General features: G+C 45.1%; 12 protein-coding genes. 4 read left to right on the forward strand and 8 right to left on the reverse strand.

The window, feature by feature from the left end; all coding sequences use genetic code 11:
• Positions 1–3: 3 nt before the first annotated feature.
• The 4 genes from QZV86_RS11600 to QZV86_RS11615 all read right to left on the reverse strand — a co-directional run bounded on the left by QZV86_RS11600 (position 4) and on the right by QZV86_RS11615 (position 4,669).
• Complete coding sequence (locus QZV86_RS11600) at positions 4–297, reverse strand: hypothetical protein (protein WP_295628196.1); 294 nt, start codon at positions 295–297, stop codon at positions 4–6.
• 363 nt (positions 298–660) lie between these two features.
• Positions 661–2,487 (reverse strand): sodium-extruding oxaloacetate decarboxylase subunit alpha, encoded by a 1,827-nt coding sequence (oadA, locus tag QZV86_RS11605; protein ID WP_295628199.1) that lies wholly within the window; start codon positions 2,485–2,487, stop codon positions 661–663.
• A gap of 30 nt (positions 2,488–2,517) precedes the next feature.
• Complete coding sequence (locus tag QZV86_RS11610; protein WP_295628228.1) at positions 2,518–3,936, reverse strand: acetyl-CoA carboxylase biotin carboxylase subunit; 1,419 nt, start codon at positions 3,934–3,936, stop codon at positions 2,518–2,520.
• 328 nt (positions 3,937–4,264) lie between these two features.
• Complete coding sequence (locus QZV86_RS11615) at positions 4,265–4,669, reverse strand: YchJ family metal-binding protein (protein ID WP_295628231.1); 405 nt, start codon at positions 4,667–4,669, stop codon at positions 4,265–4,267.
• A 67-nt stretch (positions 4,670–4,736) separates the two neighbouring features.
• Here QZV86_RS11615 and dinB point away from each other — a divergent pair, with 67 nt between their 5' ends.
• Both dinB and QZV86_RS11625 read left to right on the forward strand, forming a co-directional pair.
• Positions 4,737–5,891, forward strand: a complete 1,155-nt coding sequence (gene dinB, locus QZV86_RS11620) for a DNA polymerase IV (protein ID WP_295628203.1) — start codon at positions 4,737–4,739, stop codon at positions 5,889–5,891.
• Positions 5,892–5,964: 73 nt separating this feature from the next.
• On the forward strand, positions 5,965–6,630 hold the full coding sequence (locus QZV86_RS11625; protein WP_295628206.1) for a CAAX prenyl protease-related protein: 666 nt from the start codon (positions 5,965–5,967) through the stop codon (positions 6,628–6,630).
• 35 nt (positions 6,631–6,665) lie between these two features.
• On the opposite strand, the gene QZV86_RS11630 is transcribed toward QZV86_RS11625, so the two are convergent.
• Positions 6,666–7,382, reverse strand: coding sequence for a flagellar brake protein (locus QZV86_RS11630; protein ID WP_295628209.1), 717 nt, complete (start codon positions 7,380–7,382; stop codon positions 6,666–6,668).
• Between the two features lie 345 nt (positions 7,383–7,727).
• Between QZV86_RS11630 and QZV86_RS11635 the strand changes: the two genes are divergently transcribed.
• The gene (locus QZV86_RS11635) at positions 7,728–9,110 is read left to right on the forward strand and encodes a porin (protein ID WP_295628211.1); all 1,383 of its coding nucleotides are present in this window, start codon (positions 7,728–7,730) and stop codon (positions 9,108–9,110) included.
• A gap of 54 nt (positions 9,111–9,164) precedes the next feature.
• On the opposite strand, the gene rluD is transcribed toward QZV86_RS11635, so the two are convergent.
• Positions 9,165–10,196 (reverse strand): 23S rRNA pseudouridine(1911/1915/1917) synthase RluD, encoded by a 1,032-nt coding sequence (gene rluD / locus QZV86_RS11640; RefSeq protein ID WP_295628214.1) that lies wholly within the window; start codon positions 10,194–10,196, stop codon positions 9,165–9,167.
• Between rluD and QZV86_RS11645 the strand changes: the two genes are divergently transcribed.
• Positions 10,195–11,001, forward strand: coding sequence for an outer membrane protein assembly factor BamD (locus QZV86_RS11645; protein ID WP_295628217.1), 807 nt, complete (start codon positions 10,195–10,197; stop codon positions 10,999–11,001). The two genes, rluD and QZV86_RS11645, sit on opposite strands and share 2 nt — an antisense overlap.
• Before the next feature lie 37 nt (positions 11,002–11,038).
• On the opposite strand, the gene QZV86_RS11650 is transcribed toward QZV86_RS11645, so the two are convergent.
• Positions 11,039–11,473 carry a universal stress protein gene (locus QZV86_RS11650; protein ID WP_295628221.1) on the reverse strand — a complete coding sequence of 145 codons (435 nt, stop codon included), beginning with the start codon at positions 11,471–11,473 and terminating at the stop codon, positions 11,039–11,041.
• Between the two features lie 104 nt (positions 11,474–11,577).
• A complete protein-coding gene (locus tag QZV86_RS11655; RefSeq protein WP_295628225.1) occupies positions 11,578–12,450 on the reverse strand; it encodes an alpha/beta hydrolase in 873 nt (290 codons plus the stop codon).
• Positions 12,451–12,556: the final 106 nt, after the last annotated feature.

Consider the following 12,556-nt stretch of genomic DNA (forward strand, 5'->3'; position numbering starts at 1 on the left):
AGGCTACACCGCTTTCTCCTCACTTGTCATACACCAGAAATAATCATAGCTCAGGAGAACGACGGCCCGACTAAGACTGGCTACTCCATAAAATGTCAGCAGGGGCCTTACCGAATCGTTGGAATTCTCAGCGTTCCTGAAGAACTCGCGTGCCTGTTTTGCGGAGGAGTTGATCTCCTTGGCGCGGCGCGCATTCAGCTTGCGGCCTGTGATTTGTAGGTGCCATTTGGCCGCGATATCTCGGCTCTCAAGTGAGAAGAGTAACTGCCAATGGTCACTTTTCTGATGCATTGCCAAAGAAGGATTCCTTAAAGCGCATATCAAGTAATTATAAAGTTTCTGTATATCATCTCTAACTTGAGTTTTGAAATCAAACCAATTTATGGTGTTAATCAAGTAAGTTAACTGTATATCATCCTAAAATAACACAATATCTAGTTCTGGAGATCATGACGATATTAGTTATTTCCCCTAGTTGAACTAAAAGTATGGTTCTGGTCGACAGATCAAGTTGGCCCAATGAAGTCGACTGTCCACTTACTCTGGGTATGCTGTCATTTGGAAATACGGGACGAGTAACTTCAATGGGTCGAATTCAGTCAGTCAAATTCAATTCAGATTAATTTCTAAAGCTGTCAGCTCAAATTTGAGCTAATACACTTACCCCACCACAATCTCAATCAATACCTCATTCGGATTCACCGATTCGCCTTTCACCACATGTACGGCTTTGATGGTTCCGGCAATCGGTGCGGTGATTTCCGTTTCCATTTTCATGGCTTCGGTGATTAAGAGCGGTTGTCCGGCGTTGACTTTTTGGCCGACTTTGACTAACACGTCCAGAACATTGCACGGCATGCTCACAACGACATCGCCTTCGCCAGCAGGACGCTGGCGTTTGCTGGCTATGTTGCTTTTGACAGCGCCTTGCGTGCCGCCGTCCAGCACGATTTCATCGAGCGTTTCGACGACAACTTCTTCCGGGACGCCGTCCACCATAAAATAAAAATGGCGCAAGGTTTCATTTTTAGGGCTGGTGCCGGTGACTCTGATGTGGTACGACTCACCATGCAGTGCTACGTTGAATTCGGTCGGCGCTTTTTGCTCGCCGCCGACCGTTGTTGAGGCTGTTTCCAAAGGTTCAGGAATCAAATGACCGGTTGATCGGAGTTCCAGAAATTGTTTGCCGACTTCCGGAAACATGGCGTAGCTGAGCACGTCTTCATCATTATTCGCCAGATGGCCGATTTCCCGGCGTAGCTGTTCAAATTCAGGTTTCAATAGATCTGCGGGGCGGCAATCGATAATATCTTCTTTGCCGATTGCGCGTTTTTGCAAGCTGGCATTCATTGGTGCCGGTGCTTTGCCGTAGCCGCCTTGCAGATAGCGCTTTACTTCGTTGGTGATGGTGGAATAGCGTTTTCCAGTCAGGACATTGAGTGCCGCTTGCGAACCGACGATCTGCGATGTTGGCGTGACCAAAGGCGGATAGCCCAGATCTTTGCGCACGCGGGGAATTTCTTCGTAGACTTGATTGATCCGGTCCAGAGCGTTTTGTTCTTGCAATTGATTGGCTAAATTCGAAATCATTCCGCCTGGAACCTGAAACACGTGAACCCGGGTGTCGACGCCGGTGAACTCGCTTTCAAAGCGGTGGTATTTTTTGCGAATCTGTACAAAATAATCGTTCACTTCCTGTAATTTCTGCAAACTCAGGCTGGTATCGTATTCCGTATCTTGCAGTGCCATGACCAGGCTTTCAGTGGGCGGATGGCTGGTGCCACCCGACCACGATGACAATGCTGTATCGATATACCGGCAACCGGCTTCGATGGCTTTCAATTGGCACATTTCTGCGAGTCCGGAAGTGGCGTGGCAATGCAAATGGATGGGCAGATCGACCGCTTGTTTCAGTGCGCTGACCAGTTCATAGGTGACATACGGTGTTAGCAGACCGGCCATATCTTTGATGACAATCGAATCACAGCCGAACTCAACCAAATCTTTGGCCAGTGACACGAAGCTGCTGACATCGTGCACCGGGCTGGTGGTGTAGCAAATGGTTCCTTGCGCGTGCTTGCCGCATTCCTTGGCGGCTTGAATGGCAGTCTCGAGATTGCGCATGTCGTTCAATGCGTCGAAAATACGAAAAACATCCATGCCGTTTTCAGCCGCTTTTTTCACAAAGGCCCGCACCACATCATCGGAGTAATGACGATAGCCAAGCAGATTTTGTCCACGCAGCAGCATTTGCAATGGCGTATTGGGGAGGGCGGCTTTAAGTTTGCTGAGACGTTCCCAGGGATCTTCCTTTAAAAACCGCAAGCAGGCGTCAAATGTTGCACCGCCCCAGCATTCCAGAGACCAGTAGCCTATGCTATCAAGCATTGCGCAGGCGGGTAGCATGTCTTCCGTGCGCAAACGAGTCGCGATCAGAGATTGATGCGCATCGCGCAATATGACATCGGTAATATGAACTTTTTGCATGATTTTTCCTTGATTAAGCAGTAAATATACTCACAGACCTGTATGCGAAGCCATTGCCGCAGCTATGACGCTAGCCAGCACTTCGGGTCGCGGCTTATCGGAATAATTGATCAGAGCGGGGTTTTGCTCAACAAAACCGGTATTGAACCGGGCTGCGCGAAACTGCGGATGTTTCAGGATCTTTAGATAATACGGAATCGTGGTTTTGACGCCAAACACGCCCATATCGCGCAACGTACGCTGCCCGCGTTTAATCGCGTCTTCCCAGGTCAGTGCACTGACGATGACTTTTGCCACCATGGAATCATAAAAAGGCGGAATTTCATAACCGGTGTATATCGCGGTATCAGTTCGTACGCCGGGGCCACCAGGCGCATAATAACGGGAAATGCGGCCAAAACTGGGCAAAAAATTATTTTTGGGATCTTCGGCGTTGATCCGGAATTGAATCGCATAACCCCGCCGCACAATCTCTTCCTGCTTGGAGCGTAGCGGCAAACCAGCCGCCACGCGAATTTGTTCCTCGACAATATCGACGCCGGTGATTGTTTCAGTAATGGTATGCTCGACTTGCACACGCGTATTCATTTCCATGAAATAAAACCGCCCGCTGTCATCCAGCAGAAACTCGACTGTGCCGGCATTGGTGTAACCGACCGATTTCGCGGCAATCACCGCGAGGCCGCCGATATACTGGCGTTGTGCTTCGTCTAGTTGCGGTGATGGCGCAATTTCTATCAGTTTCTGGTTACGACGCTGAATCGAGCAATCCCGCTCGTAGAGATGAATTACGTTGCCATGATGATCTGCCAGAATCTGCACCTCAACGTGTATTGGGTTGACAATGCATTTCTCCAGAAAAACATCTGCACTGCCAAACGCCTTTGTGGCTTCGGAAATGACTCGGGTGTAATTGCGCTTCAGTTCGTCAGCATTATCACAGCGCCTGATGCCGCGACCGCCGCCGCCAGAAGTGGCTTTCAACATGACCGGATAACCAATCTGCGCTGCGATTTCCTGGGCTTGTTCTACCGACTGCAAATTGCCATCCGATCCGGGCGTGACCGGTATACCGGCAGCTTTCATCGCTTTTCGGGCTTCGGTTTTGTTCCCCATGCGGTGGATGACGTCCGAATTGGGTCCAATGAAAATAAGTCCACGCTTTTTACACGCGCTCGCAAATTTCGCATTTTCAGAAAGAAATCCGTAACCCGGGTGCACCGCATCGCAACCGGTCGCGAGAGCTAAGTCAACCAAGGCATGAATGTTCAGATAGCATGCTACGGGGTCGCTGCCGATACAATAAGATTCATCCGCTTTTTTAATATGCAACGCGAAACGATCGGCTTCTGAATAAATAGCTACCGAGCGAATGCCCATTTCAGCACAGGCGCGAATAATGCGAACAGCAATCTCGCCGCGATTGGCAATGAATATTTTACGTAACATCATATTGGTATTTGGAACGCTTTGGAAAACGATAATGCGCGTATTCTACCCGATCAATTATGGAATTTTACCCAGCATCGACTGAAGGTGATCATTTTTCGTCTAGAAATGATGATTCAATAAGGAAGCTTGATGAATGTTTGGAGTATATAATGATTTAATAACAACGTGTTATTTCTGTTGGTTGTCTTGAATTGGTGGGTTTGGCGCGGATTTCAATTTTCAGTACTTTTTTCCAATTATCGGAGATGCTTATTTTTCAAATGAATTCCGCTTTTGGAGATGAAATAGGTCGGACTGTTATCATGCTTTTTACTGTCATTGCTTGCTACAGAATATCTCCGTCAACATAAAACCATATTCCAGATTTGCGAACAAATCGGCTGATTTCGTGTAGCCGGTGGGATCGCCCATTGATTTTGTAGCGTGCGATAAATTCAACAATGGCGTTATCCGCCGCAGATTGTTCGTGGCGTTTGATTGCCAATCCTAGCCATTTTTTGGACAATTGATCGGTTAATATTAGGGAAGTGGGGCGTGTGTCGGGGTGCCAGGTTGTCAGCAGATAGTCTTCACAATTCAGTGTGTAAGCCGTGTAACGCGAGCGCATTAGGATTTCTGCAGTGGTGGCTGATTCTCCCTGATCGAGGTAACGGCCGCAGCAATTAGCGTATTGTTTGCCGCTGCCGCAAGGACAAGCTAATGTTTCTAAATGAGTGGTTTGGGTATTCATATACAATGCGGTTTGTCTATCGGTGTAATTTATCACAGTCTGCATGAATATTGCCCTGGCCCCAACAATGAACGCCTCATCGCGTCGTATTGCGCATTTGGATATGGATGCTTTTTATGCCTCGGTTGAGCTGTTGCGTTACCCCGAGTTGCACGGTTTGCCGGTTGTGATCGGTGGACGCAACGAGCACCAGCCGGTGATGCAAGCGGATGGCAGGAGGCATTTTTACCGCTTGCGTGATTATGTGGGTCGCGGAGTTATTACGACAGCTACGTATGAGGCGCGTGCTTTGGGAGTCCATTCTGCCATGGGTGTCATGAAAGCCGCGCAACTAGCGCCGGACGCGATTTTGCTACCGGTGGATTTTGCTATTTACCGGCATTATTCGCGCTTGTTTAAAGCGGCTGTTGCGGGCATTTCTCCACAAATTGAAGATTCTGGCATCGATGAAATATACATTGATCTGGGTGACTTACCGGATGAGATATTGCCATTGGCAAAATGTATCAAACAGGCGGTCAAGGATGCGACCGGACTTTCTTGTTCGATTGGGATTGCGCCGAATAAATTATTATCTAAAATTTGTTCGGATTTGGAAAAGCCCGATGGTTTGACCATCCTCGATATGTCTGACATCCCGCAGCGAATCTGGCCGTTACCGGTACATAAAATCAATGGTATTGGTCCTAAAGCTGCTACTAAACTGGCGTTACTGGGTATTACTACGATTGCTGAATTGGCACAAGCTGATTTAAGTTTTCTCCAGCTTCACTTTGGGCGCAGCTACTCAATCTGGCTATATGAAGCATCGCGCGGCATTGATTCACGTCCTGTCATTATCGATGCGGAACCTAAGTCCATTAGCCGGGAAACCACATTTGAGCGGGATTTGCACCCGCGGCAGGATCGTTCCGAATTATCTGCAGCATTTACTGCATTGTGTATCCAAGTCGCTGATGACCTGAAACGCAAAGGTTATGTTGGTCGTACTGTCTGTATCAAGTTGCGCTTCGAGGATTTTCATACGCTTACACGTGATTGTTCATTGACTGCACATACCGGTGATCCAGTTTTGATACGTCGTGCTGCTGGAGAATGTTTGCGGCGTGTCCCATTGCAGAAAAGAATTAGATTGCTCGGCATAAAAGTTACCACGCTTTGCTCCGTTAACGCTGCTTCTGGAATTGAGTCTCGACAAAGAGAATTGCCGCTGCTGCCATGATGCGTTGAAAATAATTAGGTAATTAATCTGATAGTTACATTGCGACCTGAAGAAAATTTAAAAGGGAATTGTTATGTTTGATCGCGCTGATTTTTGCCGCATAGCGCCATTCGGTGCTTATGTTTTTTTCATGGTATTGGAGGACGTGTTATTGAAATTTGGCTGGGAAGCTAATGATTTGCGTATGCTCTATGTGGTCAAAATAGCTGTTGTGGTTGGGCTGCTTTGGGTGATGCGAAAGGCTTATAGCGAATTACGTTGGCCGATCGACAGCAGTTTTCGCACTTGGATGGTTGCGATATCCGCAGGTGTCATAGTATTTATTGCCTGGATTAATTTGACTGCGGATTGGATGGTGATGGGAGAAGCCGTTGGCTTTGATCCACGCGATAATGATGAGATTGATTGGTTTTTGGTAACTGTGAGATTGATTGGCGCAGCCCTAGTGGTTCCCGTAATGGAAGAATTATTTTGGCGATCCTTTCTGATGCGTTGGATTGATCACCCAAGTTTTCTTACCGTTAATCCAGCGCAGGTCGGCTTAAAAGCTTTCTGTATCACGGCAGCACTTTTCGCACTTGCACACAGTTTATGGTTTGCCGGATTGTTTGCGGGTATTGTTTATAATTTACTGTATATGCGTAGTGGAACGCTATGGTCTCCCATTCTTGCTCACGCTACGACCAATGGAATTTTAGGCGCCTGGGTTATCTGTACAGGTAATTGGGGGTTTTGGTAAGGGAGTTTGGTGACGTGATTATTTTCTACCTTCATTTACATCACGTTTTCAGGATGCTCAACTATTTCCTGATAAATTAGGTGTCTTAACATAAACGTCTGGTCTGGTTTCATTTCAGTAAACTCAACTCCTGAAAATATTACATTCGTATTGTTTTGTTTAGAAGATTTGATGATGGCCATAATAGATAAAGGAATCTCCTTGTCATCTACTATGATAGTAAAAGATAGGGATACAACTGAACCTGGTGTTCCCAAAGGAACTGTTGAATTGATTCCAGCGCCATAAAAACTAAGATCTACGATGTTGATTGGCGTAGTTTCCTCGGCGAGGATCGCTTGATAATTACATTTAATTCTTCGTGATTTTCGAAAACACTGCTTCTGTATATTCTGAGGAAAAGATAAATGTAAGAATTTATAGGGTATTTTTATAATTTTATCGACATAAGTAGAGAATTTATAGGCATTCTGTCCGGAAATTAAGCGTACGCTAATCTGATCGCCTTCAACGAAAGGCGATCCAGTTAACTGACCAGATGTTGGCATAGTCACAATTAAAGTGCCGCCTGGCACATAGCCGATCATGGATGTTGCATGTGAATTGTTTGGTTCATCAGAATTCTTAGCGTATGTGGCTAAAGTTAAATACATTTTATGACCTACCTGAAGATGCATGTCTTCAAATTCGATTTTCTCTGATGAATCGTGAGTTGATTCAGTCGCTTCAGTTTTAGTGTTTTGATTGTGCATTTTGTAAGTTATTGATTATTATGATTGTGTTGCTTCTTATTTAACGACGCTAATAGTTAGATCTTTAGCAGGATCAGAAGTATTTTATGATCAATGCATTGGAATAGTACTTTTAAGATTTTCTAATTTTCGAGTTGAGTTGCTTCCGGGTTTAATTCCCTGCAGCTTGCTGCAGGGGCTTTGTAATACATTTGTTGTATTTTTTCCAATGAAACAAATATCCACGGAGTTCGCGTTGACCCTTCACATTATTCAGTGTTAGAGTTCTGTCCATGTGAAGATTAGGGTTTTTAGTTTCTGCTTGTGTTTGTATCTTTTGTATAAACATTTTTAAAGGGGGAGTTGATGAAAGATAAAACGATTAATAAGCGCCAGATGCTGCGTGCCGTTACAGGAGGACTGTTACTAATTGGCATGAGTGCGTCTGGTGTTTATGCTAACAGCGTGACAAGTAGTAATAGCTTCATGGAAGCACTGAAAAGAACTGGTATCACGGCCGGCGGTTGGGTTCATGGTGGTGCGACATTTAATCCTAGTTCAACGCATGGCTTCAACGGTCCGGTCACTTTTACTGATCAGGCAAACAGATTTCAACTGAATCAGTTGAATCTTTTTCTAGAGCGTGCAGTAAAAACAGAAGGCACAGGCTGGGATGTTGGTTTTAGGGCTGATTTCTTATTCGGTACTGATGCAATTTTTACTCAAGCCTATGGTAATCCGGCATTTGATGTGCATAATGGTAGGCCATTGGCGGATCGGGGTAATTGGGATCTGGATATATGTTGTAATTCCAGTCGTACCTATGGTATTGCAATCCCGCAGGCGTATGCAGAAATTTATGCGCCAGTCGGCAACGGATTGAATGTGAAGGTAGGCCATTTTTATACTCCGATTGGTTTTGAATCGGTTCCTGCTCCAAACAACTTCTTCTATTCACATGCCTATACCATGCAGTATGGGGAGCCTTTCACGCATACCGGTGTATTGGGTAATTACACAGTGAATAAGAATTTCACTGCTATGGCCGGTACAATCGGTGGTAGCGGAACGGGTGGTTGGGACGGCAATTTCGACAAGCAGATGGAAAATTGGGGCGGCATTGGTGGTGTTACCTGGACCAGTAATGATAGCAATACTTCCTTCAATGTCAGCGGTACCGGCAGCACGGCATCAACTCGTAACAGTAGCTTCTGGGGTATGTATAGTCTTGTTTTGCAGCACAGATTTACAGACAGAACGCATTTAATATTACAACATGATCACGGTTTTGCTGATAACGTAATGCTCTTTAATAATGTTTATAATGGCGTTATCAAAGATGCGGAATGGTATGGAGTCAATTCACACTTGTACTATGATGTAACTCCCAATGTGTCTGTGGGTGTACGTGCTGAATGGTTTCGCGATCGTGATGGCTTTCGCGTTTTTTCACCAGGCAGGGTAACTGCGGCAACCAATCATCTTGGAAATAGCTATGCGAGTAACATTGGATTACTTGGTACTAGCACACCTGCAGATTATTATGCGGTAACCATCGGTGCTAACTGGAAAGCACTTAGAACGCTTAAAATGGGTTGGCAAGGGATGAGAGATTTGAATATCCGCCCGAATATCCGATATGACCGCGTAGATGCACTTCATGAGTCACTCCAGACATCTGCTTATCGGCCTTTCGGTGGTAATAAAGATCAGATTCTTTTCTCGTTGGATGCAATACTGCCTTTCTAACGTGATATGCATTATGTAGCAATTATCAAAAGATGCGCTTTCGGGCGCATTTTTTTATTCTGCCTTGATCGATTTTCTGTTCTGCCGCAACACTAGCAGCAAATCAGTGATGTCATCCGGAGCCGCGATTTCCCACTGACTGATTTGTTCGGTTTGCGGATGGGTCAATGCAAGTTTTTGAGCATGCAGTGCTTGCCGGGGAAAGTCTATCAATAGTTGAGCAATTGCTTGCGCTGTTTTTCCAGGTCTCCCTCCATAGACAGGATCACCTACTAAGGCATGTCCGATAGTGCTTAAATGCACCCGAATTTGGTGCGTGCGGCCGGTTTCAAGACTGCACTGAAGTAATGTGCAGCCATCAAAGCTTTCGATGACTTGATAGTGCGTGCGTGCGGGTTTGCCTTTGGACGTGACAGTCATTTTTGTGCGATGAATCGGGTGACGGCCAATCGGCGCATCGATATTTCCTGCTTGTTTAATTTCTCCTAGAACCAAAGCCAGGTAATCGCGTTTTACAGTGCGCTGCTGTAGCTGGCGCACAAGGCTTGTTTGTGCTGCAATAGTTTTTGCAACAACCAATAGCCCAGTAGTATTTTTGTCCAGACGATGAACAATACCAGCGCGCGGTACATTCTTCAGTTCTGGGGCATGATGTAGTAATGCATTAAGCAAGGTACCTTGCCAGTTACCATTGCCTGGATGGGTTACCAGTCCAGCGGGTTTGTTGATGATGATAAGCGTTTCATCTTCTTCAATGATGTTTAAATGGATCGCTTCAGCCGCAAAAGGTGATTCAGCAGCGATATTCAGCGGAGAAACCTCGACAAGCTCGTTTCCCCATACAAGCTGTTTGGCAGTAGCTATTTGCCCATTTACAAGGATTCTTTTTTCAGCAATCCAGGTTTGCAGACGACTGCGTGACCAATGTGGCAGAAGTTTTGCCAAGGCTCGATCAAGGCGCAAGCCTGCACAATCAATCGGGATCGTTAAGTTTACAACGTCCGTTGCTAATTTGTCGCTTACTGCCGTATGAGGCTTTACGCTATAATCGCTCGTTGTATCTTTGTTTTTTACGGAATTTATCATGTTACATAGTTTAGCTTTATTTCTGGTTTTAGGGTTATCAGCATGTGGTTTGTTTCCGGATCGCACAGATGATCAAGAGGATTGGTCTGCCAATAAATTCTATTCGGAAGCAAAAGAAAAATTGGATGATGGTAGCTATGCTGCGGCTATTAAGCTCTATGAAACTTTAGAGTCACGTTATCCTTATGGTAGGATCGCTCAACAAGCGCAGCTTGAAATTGCGTATGCGCACTATAAAAATGATGAACCCGCTTCGGCAATTGCAGCAGCTGATCGATTTATTAAATTGCATCCCAATCATGCGAATGTAGATTACGCATATTATATCAAGGGATTGGCAAATTTTAACGAGGGCTGGGGCATGCTGGGTTTTTTGCTGAAAGGGCCGTTTAAGCAGGATATGAGCGAGCGTGATCCAAAAGCCTCGTATGAATCATTTGAAGTTTTCAAGGAATTAGTTGCTCGTTTCCCAGAAAGTAAATATGCGGCAGACTCTAGGCAGCGTATGGCCTATTTGCTTAATTTGCTTGCCATGGGTGAAATTCATACTGCGCGATACTACATGAAACGCAAGGCTTATATTGCAGCTGCTAATCGGGCGCAGAATGCCGTCAAGGAATATCCCCCCACACCGGCGACGGAAGAGGCCTTATATATCATGATCAGAGCTTATGAAGCACTGGAAATGTATGACTTAAGAGATGATGCAGAACGTGTGATGCGAATTAATTTCCCTAATAGCATTTTTCTCGCGGAATTACCTGAAGTGGGTGCTAAAGCATGGTGGGAATTTTGGAAGAACTGACAGCTCTTGGCTCTGCTTGAATTGTTTACACGTGAACTTAAAGGTGAACCGCCAAGATATCGCATTTTGCATGATATAGAACTCCCTTCGCTGTGGAGCTCATTAATACAGCAAGACCGTGCCGCCCATGGGAACCTACCACAATCAAATCAATACCTTCTTTCACAGCAAGCTGAGTAATTTCTTGCTGCGGCTCTCCCCATATCATCCAACAGCGCTCTAGCGCAATGTTCAGTTCATTGCTAATTTGAAGCAATTTTTCTTTTTCAGCTTCCAGCAGATCATATGATGAATTTTTATTCAGGGGGATTACTGTCCCGTAGGGGGTGTCTGGCATGGGAATATTATCTAATACATGAATGATGTGAAGCTGTGCGTTAAATTGTGTTGCTAGAGATTTCGCTTTATACGCAACTGAGTGCTGGAATTCGGAGAAATCAACAGCGAGTAAAATATTCTGATAATTGTTCATGGGGAGTGTCTTTCGATTATGGTAATAAACAAGAGAAAGTGTAAATTCTACAACAGCGTAGCACTGTATCGCATCCTTGATGATCTTTATTTGTATGCCGAGAGCTATTGCTCGTTATGTCGATGTAGGTATTTTGATAGAAAGGCAATAACACGTAGTTCATATTCTCTGCCAGCATAAGTATGCATATTGAAATGTCTTGCGCCAGTTACAATCCATAAATCTTTAGGGATTCTCGCAGCCTCAAAGAGTCTTTCGGTTTCCGATTGAGTGGTATGCATATCATTGGTTCCAGAAATAAACAGCACTGGTGAATTAAGGTTATTAATCTGAGCAATTGGGCTTAACGCGTCCATAGAAGTATCCAGATAAAAAGATAATTGCCATAGCATCAGCGGTAGCAATAGTACTCCAAATTCCCCAAAATGCAGTTTTAGACGATTCTCAACAGCTTCTTCAATAGTGGGGTGAAGTGACTCGAGAATAACCGCATTCAATCCCAAATCTTGCTTGGCCAGCACTATCGCTGCGGCACCCAAAGATGTGCCGATTGCACCTATCCGTTCGGCTGGAAATGCTTTTCGTAAGAAAGTAACTGCCACTTCTACATTCTTAGATTCGCGCAAACCAAAAGTAATATTATCTCCGGTTGTTTCTCCATGTGCTTGTAAGTCAATAAATAAAACAGTAAAGCCCTGATCCTTTAGAAACCTGGCTCGACTTAGCATTTCAAGTCGGTTGCTGCGCATTGAATGAACCAGTAATACCACGCCATTCCCTGACTTTCCATAAACCAACCAGCCATGCACGGTTGGTCCATCTATATCAGGAATCTGTACTGATTCAACTGGAAAATCTGTGGTTAATACTCCTACAGCAGTCGGTGCCGATGCGGTCAAGATTGTGCCTATAGCAAATATGCTGAGCAAGATTGCGAATATAAAAGCCAAAATCTGAATGAGTAGTTTGTGCAGCATGACATTTGGTTATTAATTGCATTGATAATAATTAATCACTGAAAGTGGTTTTTTAGGGAAACACTGATTAATTCACCGCACACCAAGGGCTAATCGAGCGGTTTTG

The sequence above is a fragment of the uncultured Nitrosomonas sp. genome (genome assembly GCF_902826915.1).
In the GTDB taxonomy this organism is placed as follows: domain Bacteria; phylum Pseudomonadota; class Gammaproteobacteria; order Burkholderiales; family Nitrosomonadaceae; genus Nitrosomonas.